The sequence below is a fragment of the Pseudomonas sp. A125 genome (assembly GCF_055409485.1).
The window spans coordinates 328,517-342,219 of the sequence record NZ_JBUZVP010000002.1; the positions used below are offsets into that span (position 1 = coordinate 328,517).

Here is a 13,703-nt window from a genome sequence, read left to right on the forward strand (position 1 = left end):
GTATCAGTGCCAAGTGTTTTGGATGATACACCGCCTTCGCGGGCAAGCCCGCTCCCACCTTTGATAGGGGGGCGGTTAAGGGAGATGCGTCAGCCCGCGCGTTTCAGCGCCTCGATCAACTCATCCTTGCGCATCGTCGAGCGCCCGGGAATATCCTTGGCGCGCGCTTCTTTCAGCAAGCTTTCCTTGGTCTGCGTACCCAAAGAAACCCGGCTGTTGCGCGGGTGCCCTTCGCGGCTGGCCGCCGCCCGTTTGGCCGACTCATGCCGGTCCTCGGACTTCTTCGCCGGCGCCTTGCGCTTGCCTGAACCGCCAGCCTTGTCGCCGCCGCCGGACTGCTTGTTGACGGTGGCCCAGGCGCGGGCCTCGGCCTCTTCTTTCGACACGCCCTTGTGCTCATAACTCTCTTCGATATGAGCGGCCTTGCGCTTCTGTTCGGTGGTGTATTTGGCTTTGCTTCCACGAGGCATTGCGATACTCCTTCTGGCCCTTCGACAAGGGCCAGACCAGACATTGTGCGTTACTGGCCCGCTTCGCTTTCCAGCTTGCGGGCCGCTTCCACGCCGGACGCGGTGAGCTTGATCGGCAAGTTCAGCGCGTGTTCCCCGGCATCGCTGCAGGTCACGTGGCCTTCCTTGATCCAACCGCGTTCCTGCAACGTGGCCAAGGCGCTGGCCACCATTTTTTCACCTCGGTAGTTGTCCAGCACTTCCTTGCCCAGCCCACTTGGGTGAGCGTGGAGCAGACGGGTGAGGACTTCTTTTTCAAGGTTGTGATCGACGTTCATGCATACCTCTTCACTGGGAAATGATCGGGTGTTCGTCTTTCCAGCACGTTAAGGCGCTGGCTGTTTGGGTGCGCCGGGGATGTTTGAATCATCACCTTTGTTGATCGAGGGCGAAGTAGCACCTGGGCCCATTTTGCCGTTAGGCACCGCGCCGCTGTTGCGATTGGTGTCGTTGCCCTGGGTGTGCGGGTCCTGGCTGTTGTCGATGATCGCGCCGCCGTTGGTGTCCATGCCGGTGCCCATCGAATCCTTCGACTCTTGGGTGGCCGGATTAGGTGGGCTGCCGACAGGGTTGGTCGGGCCGGTACTGGACCCCGTCGAGGCGGCAAAGCTGCTCAACGAAACGGCAGACAGCAAACCGGTGAGGGCGAGGGCGGCAAACTTGGAAGTCGTCATGATGGTGTCTCCATATGATTAATGTCCTTACCTGATATTGGTCCGCCCCTGTTTGCGATTCGTGCCTCGATACCGACGAACGGTCTTAGGTCGCTTGTAAGATTTTGTGTGGCGCGATTCGCCGCCAGATCAACCGGGCCACTGTGATCAGCCAGTTGAGCAAAGCCACGGCCAGCACACTCATCAACAGAGTGGGCATGCCGTATTCGACGATGACCTTGCCCGCCAGCAACGGGAAGCCGAACACCCCGATAAAGTACGCCAGGCTGAACAGCAACAGCGCCTGGGGCGTAGTGCCGGCGGGCGCCTCGTTGGCCGCCAGACCGTTGATCACCGAATACGTCAGGCCATATCCAACGCCCAGGGTGACGGCTGCCAGCAGGTAGCTGAAGCTGTCACCGACCATGAACCCGAACAGGAAAATCGACACCAGCATCAAGCCGGACAACACGCAGGCAGCCCAATACGGATCTCGCTTGACCACGATGCTGGCGATCAACAGACGGCTGGTAATCGCCGCGCTCATAAAGCCCAGGAAGAACAGCGAATAGTCCAGCCCGTGCACCGCCGCATAGCTGGTCTGGAAACTCGACAGCCCGCCGAACACGCAACCGCCGAGGCCCACCATGATGATCGCGAACACCGCCCGGGACGACAGCACCTTGCGTGTGGCCGACCAGGAAATCTTCGACACCGGCGCGGTGTGTTGACTCAGCGCTGCGCCCAGCCGCCAGAAAATCACCACGCCCACCAGGCTTGCCAGCGCCGCGATATGAAACGCCGCCGTCAGCGAAAAATCCAGGGCGCTCGCCGCCCGCCCGAGCAGCGGCCCGGAGCCGATCCCGGTCATCATGCTGCCCGACAGCAGGGCGAAATATTTGGCCCGCTGCGCCGGTTCCACCAGCATCGCCACGATGATCGGCCCCAGCGTATAGAACACGCCCCAGCCCAGCCCCAACGACAAGCCGAAGACCATCAAGCCCTCGCCAAACCCCGGCGCCAACGCAAAGCCCAGGCAGGCCACCACCAGCAACCCGCCGAGCAAGGCGATCGACCTGGCGGCCCCCAGCAGGTCCGCCAGATGCCCGCAAAGCAGCACCGCCACAAAGGTGCTTAACATGGCCATGGAGATCACGCTGCCGGCGTCGTGTTCGTCGCCTCCACGGGAATGGATCAGCAGCGACAGCAGGAATGTCGAGCCATAGGACAGGGAAAGCAGGTAACTGGCGAGGCAGAAAAGGGCAAACAGTTTTCCGCCAACCGCAGGTGAGGCGTGCATGGAGAAGCCTTGCGTCTGTTGGATTTATGCCCAACTTTTTACCATGCCCAGCCTTTGGGTTTGTTCTGTGGTTAACGGTTCTTGCGTTAGCCCGCAGCGGAGTATGGCGTGCCGATTTCTTCGATGAACAGGTCCATGAATCCCTTCAACCGTTCGTGGCGAACCATCGCCATGTGTTGCCCGGTTGGTGTCTGAAATCCGCCCGCCAGATGCAGGAGTTTGGTCTGGAAATGATCGAGGCAGAAGCGCTTGTCGTCGTACTCGCGATGCTGCGCTGTTGGATCTGCCGGGTCATAAAGCCCGCTGCCCATACGCCCGGCGACATAAAACGTGCGAGCCACGCCGATCATGCCCAGGGAATCCAGGCGGTCGGCATCCTGCACAATTTTCGCCTCAAGCGTCACCGGCGTCAGGGCCGCCGAAAAGCTGTGGGTCTCGATGGCGTGTGTCACCGCCGCAATCGTCACGGGCGGCCAACCCAACGCCTGCAAAATCTCCCCGGCCTTGTCCGCCGCCATTTGCGACGCCCTGGACCGCAACGGCGAATTCTTCTCCACGGCCACGCAGTCATGCAGCAGCACCGCCGCCAGCAGCACCTCAAGATTGCCCCCTTCCAGCGCCTGGATCGACCGCACGTTGTGCCACACGCGCTGCAAATGGGACAGGTCGTGGGCGCCGTCTTCCGATGGCTCAAGGGCGTGAGGCAATAAAGTCGCAGCAAGGTCGGTCATTGGCGTGAAAGGCATGGGAATTCTCAAAGGTCGATGGCTTACAGGTTAGCCGCGAATCAAATTGCACTGCAATCGGTCATTAAACCGCCTTAGTATGGGTGCCTTCTTCCCCTGACAAGGCCAGTCCATGACCATCGAGATTCGCCCCGCCGTGCCCAGCGATGCTGCGCAGATCCTGACCTTCATCACGGAGCTTGCCGACTACGAAAAAGCTCGCCATGAAGTGATCGCCAGTGTGGCCGACATCGAGCGCAGCCTGTTCAGTGAAGGCGCTACCGCCCACGGCCTGATCTGCCTGCGCGATGGTTTGCCGATCGGCTTTGCGGTGTTCTTTTTCAGCTATTCCACCTGGCTCGGCAGCAACTGCCTGTACCTCGAAGACCTGTACATCAACCCCGAGCAACGCGGCGGCGGGGCGGGCAAGAAATTGCTGCGCCACCTGGCGAAAATCGCCTGCGACAACGGTTGCGGGCGTTTTGAGTGGAGCGTGCTGGACTGGAACGAACCGGCCATCGCGTTCTACAAGTCCATCGGCGCACAACCTCAGGAAGAGTGGGTTCGCTACCGCATGGAAGGCGACGCCCTGAGGGATTTCGCCCAAGGTTAAAAGCGCATAAAGAGCCGGCTATCACAGCCGGTTTTTTTATACATTTACTCACTATGTGGGATGATAATTTATATATTGAGATGTTCCGGTTTCTGGGTTTATAGTCTTCTGCATCAGCACTCACTACCAAAAACAAAACAGGTGAAGCGATGCAGGCACAACCGTTGTCGTTACCTCCGGTGCCCGAGCCGACTTACGGCGAGCGACTGAAGAACAAAGTCGTGGTCATCACGGGCGCCGCCCAAGGAATTGGCGAGGCCATCGTCGCCTGCTTCCAGGCCCAGCAGGCGCGCCTGGTAATCGGTGATATCCAGGGCGAGAAAGTCGAGAAAGTCGCCGCCCATTGGCGCGAGCGTGGCGCCCAAATCCATGCGCAACCCATCGACATCACCTCCAAGGACCAATGGCGCGCCCTGGTGGACGTGGCCATCGAACGTTTTGGCCGCGTCGATGTGCTGGTCAACTGCGCCGGCGTCAACGTGTTCCGCGACCCGCTGGAAATGACCGACGAAGACTGGCGCCGCTGCTTTGCCATCGACCTCGACGGCGCCTGGTACGGCTGCCGCACCGTGTTGCCGCACATGATCGAGCAAGGCATCGGCAACATCATCAACATCGCCTCCACCCATTCCAGCCACATCATTCCCGGTTGCTTCCCGTACCCGGTGGCCAAGCACGGCCTGCTCGGGCTGACTCGTGCACTGGGCATCGAATACGCGCCCAAGGGCATTCGCGTAAACGCCATCGCGCCGGGCTATATCGAAACCCAACTCAACGTCGATTACTGGAACGGTTTTGCCGACCCTCACGCCGAGCGTCAGCGTGCCTTCGACCTGCACCCGCCCAAGCGCATCGGCCAGCCGATTGAAGTGGCGATGACTGCATTGTTTCTCGCCACTGACGAAGCACCTTTTATCAATGCCACCTGCCTGATGATCGATGGCGGGCGGTCGGTGATGTACCACGATTAACACTTTTCCAAATAACAAGAAGAGGTGGTTCATGTTCAAGAAGACACTAGGCACCCTGGCACTCACGATGGCTCTCAGCGGCCTGGCCTCTGCTGAAGAAGTAAAGATCGGCTTCCTGGTCAAGCAAGCCGAAGAACCCTGGTTCCAGACCGAATGGGCCTTCGCCGAAAAAGCCGGCAAGGACCATGGTTTCACCGTGATCAAGATCGCCGTGCCTGACGGTGAAAAAACCCTTTCTGCGATCGACACCCTGGCCGCCAACGGTGCCAAGGGCTTCGTGATCTGCCCGCCGGACGTGTCCCTCGGCCCGGCGATCATGGCCAAGGCCAAGCTCAATAACCTGAAAGTGCTGGCAGTGGACGACCGCTTTGTCGACGCCAAGGGCAAGCCCATGGAAGACGTGCCTTACGTCGGCCTGGACGCCTACAAGATCGGCCAGAAACAAGGTGAGGCCATGGCCACCGAAGCCAAGCATCGCAATTGGGACTGGAAGGAAACCTACGCCGTCATCAACACCTTTGACGAGCTGGAGACCGGCAAGAAACGCACCGATGGTTCGGTAGAAGGCCTCAAGGCCGCCGGCCTGCCGGTTGATCATATATTGTTCACCGCACAGAAAACCCTCGACGTGCCGGGCGCCATGGACTCCACCAACTCAGCCTTGGTGAAACTGCCCAGCGGCGCGAAAAACCTGCTGATCGGCGGCATGAACGACAGCACCGTATTGGGCGGCGTGCGCGCCACCGAAAGCGCCGGCTTCAAGGCGCCGAATGTGATCGGCGTGGGCATCAATGGCACCGACGCCATCGAAGAACTCAAGAAATCGGATACCGGTTTCTATGGCTCGATGCTGCTCAGTCCGGACGCCTCAGGCTATAAAACCGCCACCGCGATGTTCGAGTGGGTAACCAAAGGCACCGAGCCGGCCAAGTTCACCGCACTGGATAACGTGACCCTGATCACCCGCGCCAACTTCAAGGAAGAGTTGAGCAAGATCGGTCTGTGGAAATGAACAGCGCTGTTGCAGACAGCCTGCGCTTCAACGGCATCGGCAAGGAGTTTCCCGGGGTGAAAGCCCTGGCGCAGATCAGCTTTGAGGCGCGGCCCCATTCGGTGCACGCGCTGATGGGCGAGAACGGTGCGGGCAAGTCGACGCTGCTGAAAATCCTCGGCGGTTTTTATCCGCCCAACAGCGGCAGTTTGCAGTTGGGTGAACGCAGTGTCAGCTTCAAATCGGCAGCCGACAGCATTGCCAGCGGTATTGCGGTGATTCACCAGGAGCTGCAACTGGTGCCGGAAATGACCGTCGCCGAAAACCTGCTGCTGGGGCACATGCCCTCGCGCTTTGGCGTAGTCAATCGCGGCGCGATGGTGCGCAAGGCGCGGGAATTGCTCAAGGGCCTGGCGGATGAAATCGATCCGAACATGCGCCTTGGCAGCCTGTCCCTCGGCCAGCGGCAATTGGTGGAAATCGCCAAGGCCATGTCGCGCAACGCCCACGTGATTGCGTTCGATGAACCCACCAGCAGCCTCTCGGCCCGTGAGATCGAGCGGTTGATGGTGATCATCGCCCGGCTGCGGGACGAAGGCCGGGTGATCCTCTACGTGTCGCACCGCATGGAAGAAGTGTTCCGGATTTGCGACGCGGTGACGGTGTTCAAGGACGGGCGCTTCGTGCGCACGTTCGAGGACATGACGCAGTTGAACGTCGACCAGTTGGTCAACTGCATGGTCGGGCGCGATATCCAGGACATCTACGACTACCGGCCGCGCGAGCACTCCGGTGTAGCGTTGCGGGTGGAGGGCTTGCTCGGGCCGGGGTTGCAGGAGCCGGTGAGCTTGCAGGTCAACAAGGGCGAGATTCTCGGGCTGTTCGGTTTGGTCGGGGCAGGGCGCACTGAGCTGTTGCGCCTGCTGGCCGGGCTGTCGCGCAGCACCCAGGGCGAATTGGTGTTGCATGGCCAGGCGCAGACGTTCAAGACACCACGGGATGCGATTGCGGCGGGTGTGTTGCTGTGCCCCGAGGACCGCAAGAAGGAAGGCATCGTGCCCCGCGCCAGTGTTGCGGAGAACATCAATATCAGCGCGCGCCGCGACCATGCGCGCTTCGGCTGGCTGATCCAGGGCGGCTGGGAACGCACCAACGCCCAGCGCCAGATCAGCGCGCTGAACGTACGCACGCCGTCGGCCGACCAACCGATTCTGTTCCTGTCGGGCGGCAATCAGCAGAAGGCGATTCTCGGTCGCTGGCTGTCGATGCCGATGAAAGTCTTGCTGCTGGATGAGCCGACTCGTGGCATCGATATCGGTGCCAAGTCGGAGATCTACCAGATCATTCACAACCTCGCCGCCAGTGGCATTGCGGTGATCGTGGTGTCCAGCGACCTGATGGAAGTGATGGGCATCTCCGATCGCATCCTGGTGATGAGCGAAGGCGCCCTGACCGGCGAATTGACCCGCGACCAAGCGGACGAAGCACGGCTGCTGCAACTGGCTCTCCCGCGTACGCGGGACTGAAGAATACGAGGGGTAGGTATGTCACAGGTAAAAACCGCGAGAAGCTTCTGGCCGGGGTTCAACCAGCGCAAGTTTCTCGACGATTGGGTCATGTTGCTGGCGGCCTTGAGCATCTTTGTACTCAGCGCCATTTTCATCGACAACTTCCTGTCGCCGCTGAACATGCGCGGGCTGGGGCTGGCGATTTCCACTGTGGGTATTGCAGCCTGCACCATGCTGTTTTGCCTGGCGTCGGGGCACTTCGACTTGTCGGTGGGCTCGGTGATCGCCTGTTCGGGCGTGGTGGCGGGGATCGTGATTCGCGACACCGACAGCGTGTTCTTCGGCGTGTCGGCGGCGTTGGCCATGGGCCTGGTGGTGGGGCTGATCAACGGCATCGTGATCGCCAAGCTGCGGATCAACGCGTTGATTGCGACACTGGCGACGATGCAGATCGTGCGCGGCCTGGCGTATATCTTTTCCAACGGCAAGGCGGTGGGCGTGATGGACGAACGTTTCTTCGTCTTTGGCAACGGCCAGCTGTTTGGCGTGCCGGTACCCATCGTGATTACCGTGCTGTGCTTTGTGTTTTTTGGCTGGCTGCTGAACTACACCACCTACGGGCGCAACACCATGGCCATCGGCGGCAACCAGGAAGCGGCGTTGTTGGCCGGGGTGAATGTCGACCGCACCAAGATCATCATCTTTGCCGTGCACGGCGTAATTGGGGCGTTGGCCGGGGTGATCCTGGCATCGCGCATGACCTCGGGGCAACCGATGATCGGCCAGGGATTTGAGCTGACGGTGATCTCGGCGTGCGTACTGGGCGGGGTGTCGTTGAGCGGCGGGATCGGGATGATCCGGCATGTGATTGCCGGGGTGCTGATTCTGGCGATCATCGAGAACGCGATGAACCTGAAGAACATCGACACCTTCTACCAATACGTGATCCGCGGCTCGATCCTGTTGCTGGCGGTGATTATCGACAGGATGAAGCAGCGCTGATTTCTCGAGCGATGAGGCTTTCTGTGGCGAGGGAGCTTGCCCCGCTGGGCTGCGTAGCAGCCCCAATACCAGGCACCTCATTCATCCAGGTAAAACGCGGTCGCCTGTTTTAGGGCCGCTTCGCGCCCCGGCGGGAGCAAGCTCCCTCGCCACAACAGGCGTGACCGCCCATAATGCTCGCCGTTTTCGTACTTCCCAATAGGCCCGATATGCAGGAAATCGCCCAAACTCCCGTCAAAGATGCCGCGCCCACCGGCACTCAAACCCTGCTGCGTGGCCTGGGCGTGGTGCAGGCCGTGGCCGCCGGCGCGCGGGACCTCAAGGAGATTGCCAAGCGCATCGGCACCACCCGCAGCACCACGCACCGCCTGGCCAGTTGCCTGGTGGAAGAGCGCTACCTGCGCGTGGTGCCGCAAGTCGGCTATCTGTTGGGCCCCAAATTGATCGAGCTGGGTTTCCAGGCCCGTGAAGAACTGCCTTTGGTCAGCCTGGCGGTACCCTATCTGGACGAGCTGTCGGCCCTCACCGGCGACACCATCCACCTGGCTATCCGTGAATATGACGACGTGCTGTACCTGCACAAGAACCCCGGCCGCAACGGCCCGGAAATGCGCTCGCGGGTAGGCCATCGCATGCCGCTGGCGCGCACCGGGATCGGCAAGGCGTTGTTGCTGGATGACACGGTGGAGGAGTGGCAGCGCCTGTATCAGGTCAGCTTGCCAGCGGGCGGGAAAAACCTGCAGTGGCCGCAGCACCCCGAGCAATCCTGGGCGCAGTTTGAACAGCGCATGCGCGAATACGTGGCGGGCGGTTATGCGTTCGATCTGGAAGACAACGAACCGTCGATCCGTTGTGTCGCGGCACCGGTGCGCGATGCCAGCCGGCGAATCGTCGCCGGCATCAGCATCGCCAGTACCGTGCCCTACATGCCGCTTGAGAAAATGGCCGAGCTGATCCCTGTGATCAAGCAGGTCGCAGCGCGGCTGTCAGCGGAGTTGGGCGCAAAGGCCTGATCTTCCCCCGTAGCAGCTGTCGAGCCTTGGCGAGGCTGCGTTCGCGGTGTACCTGATACACCGCAGACGCAGCCTCGCCAAGGCTCGACAGCTGCTACGGGGGGGGCGGTTTGTCAGGCTTTCAGGGTCGCCATGTCGATCACGAAGCGGTACTTCACATCACCGGCAATCATGCGGGTGTAGGCTTCGTTGATCTGGCGGATGTCGAGCATTTCGATGTCGCAGGTGATGCCGTGCTCGGCGCAGAAATCCAGGACTTCCTGGGTTTCGGCAATGCCGCCGATCAACGAACCGGCCAGCACTTTACGCCCCAACACCAGCTTGGCGGCATTGACGGGCGGGTCTACCGGTTCGATCAAGCCCACCAGGATGTGCACGCCGTCAAAGCGCAGCACGTCGAGGTACGGGTTCAAGTCGTGCTGCACCGGAATGGTGTCCAGCAGGAAGTCGAAATGCCCGGCAGCGGCTTTCATCTGTTCAGCATCGGTGGACACGATCACGTGGTCGGCGCCCTGGCGACGGCCTTCTTCAGCCTTGCTCGCAGAACGGGTGAACAACGTCACTTCGGCGCCCATGGCCTTGGCGAACTTGATGCCCATGTGGCCCAGACCGCCCATGCCCAGCACCCCAACCTTGTCGCCAGCCTTCACGCCGTAGTGCTTGAGCGGCGAGTAGGTGGTGATGCCGGCGCAGAGGATCGGCGCGGCGCTGGCCAGGTCGAGCTTGGCCGGGATCTTCACCACGAAATGTTCGCTGACCACGATGCTGTCGGAGTAGCCGCCCATGGTATTGCTGCCATCGACCCGGTCCGGGGTGGCGTAGGTCATGGTCGGACCTTCGAGGCAGTATTGCTCGAGGTCGGCGTGGCAGGCATCGCAGTGACGGCAGGAATCGACCATGCAGCCAACGCCGACCAGGTCGCCGACTTTGTGCGCGGTGACGCTGGCGCCCACGGCGGTGACTTTGCCGACGATCTCGTGGCCCGGCATCAGTGGGTACACGGCGATGCCCCATTCGTTGCGTGCCTGGTGGATGTCGGAGTGGCAGACGCCGCAGTAAAGGATTTCGATCGCCACGTCATCGGCGCGCGGGCTGCGGCGTTCGAAGGACATGGGGGCGAGGGGAGTGGTGGCCGACTGGGCGGCGTAACCGATGGCGGTGTACATGGAGAAACCTCGCGGGAGCAGTAACAAGTGAGGTGGCGCATTCTGCGCGCCGTGCCTGGGTGCGGCCATGGCGATTGCTCCGAGTCTCATGCCTATTCGTCCGGGAGTGCACCTGGATTGGATCCCTGTGGCGCCAGACCTGCGATGATGGTGTCATCCCCTTTTTCGCGAAGTTTTTGCCATGTTGTTGACCCGCCATGTCGACGCCAATGCCGCATTGGTTGCCTTGATCGAACCCCTGACACCCCGTGATGGTTTCTCGCCCACGAACTTGCCCGGTGTGCAGGTATTGCGTGCCAGTTGCGACGTAGCGCGCGGCCCGCAGATCTACGAGCCCAGCCTGATGATCGTCGCCCAGGGCAGCAAGGTCGCGTACCTGGGCCCGCGGACCCTGGAATACGGTGCCGGGCATTACCTGATCCAGGCGATGCCGGTGCCGTTCGAGTGCGAGACCTTTGCCATGCCCAATGCGCCGCTGTTGGGCGTGACGGTTGGGATTGACCGGGTAGTGCTGGGTGAGTTGGTGATGGCGATGGGCATCCAGAGCGGGCCACCGCCGGCGGCGCAGACCCTGGAGTCGATGAGTTCGGTGGTGCTGGATGACGCGATGCGCGGCTGTGTCGAACGGCTGTTGCGGTGCCTGCACGATCCGCTGGAGAGCCGGATCATGGGCCCGGCGCGGGTGCGGGAATTATTGTTCACGGCGTTGCGCGGGCCACAGGCGGATGTGCTGCGGGCGCTGGTGGAGCAGCAGGGGCAGTTTTCGCGGGTGGCGACCTCGTTGAACCACCTGCATGCGCATTACGCCGAGCCACTGAATATCGAGACGCTGGCGGGTTATGCGCACATGAGCGCGTCGACTTTTCACGAGCACTTCAAGCGTTGCACGCTGTTGTCGCCGGTGCAGTACCTCAAGCGGTTGCGGTTGCTCAAGGCACAGCAGTTGCTGTTGGTGGAAGGCATGGGCGTGGCGCAGGCGGCCCATAGTGTGGGGTATCAGAGTACGTCGCAGTTCAGCCGGGAATATAAGCGCTACTTCGAGCGCAGCCCCGGGGATGAACGGGCGGCGTAACTCTTGTTGATTCCCGTAGCAGCTGTCGAGCCTTAGCGAGGCTGCGTCAGCCGCGACTCGGTTCCAGATCAGTGGCGCGCCCGACGCAGCCTCGCCGGGGCTCGACAGCTGCTACGAACAATGGGCTACAAAAAAGGCCCCCATTTGGGAGCCTTCTGTTCAAGCAGCGGATTTACATATTCGGGTAAGTCGGCCCACCCGCGCCTTCCGGTGTTACCCACGTAATGTTCTGCGAAGGGTCCTTGATGTCACAGGTCTTGCAGTGCACGCAGTTCTGGGCGTTGATCTGGAAGCGCTTCTCGCCGTCTTCCTGGGTGATCACTTCATACACACCGGCCGGGCAGTAGCGCTGCGCCGGTTCATCGTAGAGCGGCAGGTTGGTGCCGATCGGGATGCTAGGGTCTTTGAGTTTCAGGTGGCACGGCTGTTCTTCTTCGTGGTTGGTGCCGGAGATGAACACCGAGCTCAACTTGTCGAAACTCAGCTTGCCGTCGGGTTTGGGGTAGGCGATTTTCTTGCTGTCTTTGGCCAGCTTCAAGCAGGCGTAATCCGGCTTGGTGTCGTGCAGGGTGAACGGCATTTTGCCGCCGAGGATGTTCTGGTCGAACCAGTTGAAGCCGGCACCGATGATCGGGCCGAACTTGTGCATCGCCGGGCCGAAGTTACGGCTGGCGAACAATTCTTCGTACAGCCAGCTGGATTTGAAGCTGTCGACGTAAGCGGTCAATTCGTCGCCGCCTTCGGACTCGGCGAACAGGCGATCAGCCACGGCATCGGCCGCGAGCATCCCGGACTTCATGGCGGTGTGGCTGCCCTTGATCTTGGCAAAGTTCAGGGTGCCCAGGTCGCAACCGATCAGTGCGCCGCCCTTGAACACCATTTTTGGCAGCGAGTTCAGGCCGCCCTTGCAGATGGCACGGGCGCCGTAGCTGATGCGCTTGCCGCCTTCCAGGTACTGGGCCAGCACCGGGTGGTGCTTGAGGCGCTGGAACTCGTCGAACGGCGACAGGAAAGTGTTGCTGTAGGACAGGTCGACAATCAAACCCACCACAACCTGATTGTTTTCCAGGTGATAGAGGAACGAACCGCCGGTGTTCTCGGCGCTCATGATGTCCAGCGGCCAGCCGGCGGTGTGCACCACCAAGCCTGGCTGATGCTTGGCTGGGTCGATTTCCCAGATTTCTTTCAGGCCGATGCCGTAGTGCTGGGCGTCGGCGTCGCTGTCGAGCTTGAAGCGCTCGATCAGTTGCTTGCCAATGTGCCCACGGCAGCCTTCGGCGAACAGCGTGTACTTGCCACGCAGTTCCATGCCCGGGGTGTACACGCCTTCTTTCGGGTGGCCTTCACGGTCGACGCCGAGGTCGCCGGTGATGATCCCGCGCACCACGCCGTTTTCGTCGAACAGCGCTTCCTGGGCGGCAAAGCCCGGGTAGACTTCCACGCCCAGGTTCTCGGCCTGCTGGGCGAGCCAGCGGCACAGGTTACCCAGGGAGATAATGTAGTTGCCTTCGTTGTGCATGGTCTTGGGCACAAAGAAGTCAGGCACCTTGGTGGAGGCTTCCGGGCTGCGCAGTACATAGATGTCATCGCGCACCACCGGCGTGTTGAGCGGCGCACCGAGTTCTTTCCAGTCCGGGAACAATTCGTTCAGGGCACGGGGTTCAAACACGGCACCGGACAGGATGTGAGCGCCGACTTCGGAGCCTTTTTCGACCACGCAGACGCTGATTTCCTTACCGGCTTCGGCGGCCTTCTGCTTCAGTCGGCAGGCGGCAGACAGGCCCGCCGGGCCGGCGCCGACGATGACCACGTCGAATTCCATGTATTCGCGTTCCACAGGCTATCTCCTACTCAAGGCTCAACGGCTTTTTTTTCTAATGGGTGGAGGTTCGGTAATTCGTCCGGCAATGCCCACATAAATCTCATGCAAGGGGCAGGGGACGACCCACCTTTCTCTCTAGGTGGCGCATTATATCTACACCACTCTCAGCGTCCAATACAAACGTTTGTTTGAATTGCCCGCACGCTAGGTAAATCAAAGCAACGCGGCTTATAACTGGCCATTTTGGCGTATTGACCGGAATAGGCGTTCCGGTCAATATACGGTCGGTTTTGCGCATCCCGTAGGCAGACTGTGGGTTTCAAGGCCACCTCGAAAGACAGGCTGAAGGTAAATAAGG

14 protein-coding genes are annotated in these 13,703 nt (G+C 60.9%); 7 read left to right on the forward strand and 7 right to left on the reverse strand.

What is annotated here, in order from left to right; genetic code table 11:
• Nucleotides 1-89: 89 nt before the first annotated feature.
• The 5 genes from ACZRN6_RS04580 to ACZRN6_RS04600 form a co-directional block, all read right to left on the reverse strand.
• Complete coding sequence (locus tag ACZRN6_RS04580; RefSeq protein WP_322146797.1) at nucleotides 90-470, reverse strand: termination factor Rho; 381 nt, start codon at nucleotides 468-470, stop codon at nucleotides 90-92.
• A 50-nt stretch (nucleotides 471-520) separates the two neighbouring features.
• Nucleotides 521-787 (reverse strand): hypothetical protein, encoded by a 267-nt coding sequence (locus tag ACZRN6_RS04585; RefSeq protein ID WP_322146795.1) that lies wholly within the window; start codon nucleotides 785-787, stop codon nucleotides 521-523.
• 48 nt (nucleotides 788-835) lie between these two features.
• Complete coding sequence (locus tag ACZRN6_RS04590; protein WP_322146793.1) at nucleotides 836-1,183, reverse strand: hypothetical protein; 348 nt, start codon at nucleotides 1,181-1,183, stop codon at nucleotides 836-838.
• 85 nt (nucleotides 1,184-1,268) lie between these two features.
• On the reverse strand, nucleotides 1,269-2,462 hold the full coding sequence (locus tag ACZRN6_RS04595) for an MFS transporter (protein ID WP_464007306.1): 1,194 nt from the start codon (nucleotides 2,460-2,462) through the stop codon (nucleotides 1,269-1,271).
• An 86-nt stretch (nucleotides 2,463-2,548) separates the two neighbouring features.
• Nucleotides 2,549-3,208, reverse strand: coding sequence for an HD domain-containing protein (locus ACZRN6_RS04600; RefSeq protein WP_464007307.1), 660 nt, complete (start codon nucleotides 3,206-3,208; stop codon nucleotides 2,549-2,551).
• Nucleotides 3,209-3,320: 112 nt separating this feature from the next.
• Here ACZRN6_RS04600 and ACZRN6_RS04605 point away from each other — a divergent pair, with 112 nt between their 5' ends.
• The 6 genes from ACZRN6_RS04605 (at nucleotide 3,321) to ACZRN6_RS04630 (ending at nucleotide 9,285) form a co-directional block, all read left to right on the forward strand.
• Nucleotides 3,321-3,800 (forward strand): GNAT family N-acetyltransferase, encoded by a 480-nt coding sequence (locus ACZRN6_RS04605; protein WP_063027972.1) that lies wholly within the window; start codon nucleotides 3,321-3,323, stop codon nucleotides 3,798-3,800.
• A gap of 149 nt (nucleotides 3,801-3,949) precedes the next feature.
• On the forward strand, nucleotides 3,950-4,771 hold the full coding sequence (locus tag ACZRN6_RS04610) for an SDR family oxidoreductase (RefSeq protein WP_464007308.1): 822 nt from the start codon (nucleotides 3,950-3,952) through the stop codon (nucleotides 4,769-4,771).
• Nucleotides 4,772-4,802: 31 nt separating this feature from the next.
• On the forward strand, nucleotides 4,803-5,783 hold the full coding sequence (locus tag ACZRN6_RS04615; protein WP_322146784.1) for a substrate-binding domain-containing protein: 981 nt from the start codon (nucleotides 4,803-4,805) through the stop codon (nucleotides 5,781-5,783).
• Nucleotides 5,780-7,288, forward strand: coding sequence for an L-arabinose ABC transporter ATP-binding protein AraG (gene araG / locus ACZRN6_RS04620; RefSeq protein ID WP_464007309.1), 1,509 nt, complete (start codon nucleotides 5,780-5,782; stop codon nucleotides 7,286-7,288). The genes ACZRN6_RS04615 and araG overlap by 4 nt, the downstream gene beginning before the upstream one ends.
• Before the next feature lie 18 nt (nucleotides 7,289-7,306).
• Nucleotides 7,307-8,272, forward strand: a complete 966-nt coding sequence (gene araH, locus ACZRN6_RS04625) for an L-arabinose ABC transporter permease AraH (RefSeq protein ID WP_322146780.1) — start codon at nucleotides 7,307-7,309, stop codon at nucleotides 8,270-8,272.
• Nucleotides 8,273-8,481: 209 nt separating this feature from the next.
• Nucleotides 8,482-9,285 carry an IclR family transcriptional regulator gene (locus ACZRN6_RS04630; RefSeq protein WP_322148736.1) on the forward strand — a complete coding sequence of 268 codons (804 nt, stop codon included), beginning with the start codon at nucleotides 8,482-8,484 and terminating at the stop codon, nucleotides 9,283-9,285.
• A 113-nt stretch (nucleotides 9,286-9,398) separates the two neighbouring features.
• On the opposite strand, the gene ACZRN6_RS04635 is transcribed toward ACZRN6_RS04630, so the two are convergent.
• The gene (locus ACZRN6_RS04635) at nucleotides 9,399-10,451 is read right to left on the reverse strand and encodes an NAD(P)-dependent alcohol dehydrogenase (protein WP_226477026.1); all 1,053 of its coding nucleotides are present in this window, start codon (nucleotides 10,449-10,451) and stop codon (nucleotides 9,399-9,401) included.
• A gap of 181 nt (nucleotides 10,452-10,632) precedes the next feature.
• On the opposite strand from ACZRN6_RS04635, the gene ACZRN6_RS04640 reads away from it, so the two are divergent.
• Entirely contained in the window at nucleotides 10,633-11,523 is an 891-nt protein-coding gene (locus ACZRN6_RS04640; protein WP_322146778.1) for an AraC family transcriptional regulator, read from the forward strand.
• Nucleotides 11,524-11,695: 172 nt separating this feature from the next.
• Here ACZRN6_RS04640 and ACZRN6_RS04645 read toward each other — a convergent pair whose 3' ends face one another.
• The gene (locus ACZRN6_RS04645; protein WP_464007310.1) at nucleotides 11,696-13,360 is read right to left on the reverse strand and encodes an electron transfer flavoprotein-ubiquinone oxidoreductase; all 1,665 of its coding nucleotides are present in this window, start codon (nucleotides 13,358-13,360) and stop codon (nucleotides 11,696-11,698) included.
• Between the last annotated feature and the right edge of the window lie 343 nt (nucleotides 13,361-13,703).

Excerpts from the sequence above, each read along its gene's own strand:
- ACZRN6_RS04600 (WP_464007307.1), bottom strand. The coding sequence starts at position 3,208 with ATGCCTTTCACGCCAATGACCGACCTTGCTGCGACTTTATTGCCTCAC.
- ACZRN6_RS04615 (WP_322146784.1), top strand. The coding sequence starts at position 4,803 with ATGTTCAAGAAGACACTAGGCACCCTGGCACTCACGATGGCTCTCAGC.
- ACZRN6_RS04635 (WP_226477026.1), bottom strand. The coding sequence starts at position 10,451 with ATGTACACCGCCATCGGTTACGCCGCCCAGTCGGCCACCACTCCCCTC.
- araG (WP_464007309.1), top strand. The coding sequence starts at position 5,780 with ATGAACAGCGCTGTTGCAGACAGCCTGCGCTTCAACGGCATCGGCAAG.
- ACZRN6_RS04605 (WP_063027972.1), top strand. The coding sequence starts at position 3,321 with ATGACCATCGAGATTCGCCCCGCCGTGCCCAGCGATGCTGCGCAGATC.
- araH (WP_322146780.1), top strand. The coding sequence starts at position 7,307 with ATGTCACAGGTAAAAACCGCGAGAAGCTTCTGGCCGGGGTTCAACCAG.
- ACZRN6_RS04610 (WP_464007308.1), top strand. The coding sequence starts at position 3,950 with ATGCAGGCACAACCGTTGTCGTTACCTCCGGTGCCCGAGCCGACTTAC.
- ACZRN6_RS04630 (WP_322148736.1), top strand. The coding sequence starts at position 8,482 with ATGCAGGAAATCGCCCAAACTCCCGTCAAAGATGCCGCGCCCACCGGC.
- ACZRN6_RS04585 (WP_322146795.1), bottom strand. The coding sequence starts at position 787 with ATGAACGTCGATCACAACCTTGAAAAAGAAGTCCTCACCCGTCTGCTC.
- ACZRN6_RS04590 (WP_322146793.1), bottom strand. The coding sequence starts at position 1,183 with ATGACGACTTCCAAGTTTGCCGCCCTCGCCCTCACCGGTTTGCTGTCT.
- ACZRN6_RS04595 (WP_464007306.1), bottom strand. The coding sequence starts at position 2,462 with ATGCACGCCTCACCTGCGGTTGGCGGAAAACTGTTTGCCCTTTTCTGC.
- ACZRN6_RS04580 (WP_322146797.1), bottom strand. The coding sequence starts at position 470 with ATGCCTCGTGGAAGCAAAGCCAAATACACCACCGAACAGAAGCGCAAG.
- ACZRN6_RS04640 (WP_322146778.1), top strand. The coding sequence starts at position 10,633 with ATGTTGTTGACCCGCCATGTCGACGCCAATGCCGCATTGGTTGCCTTG.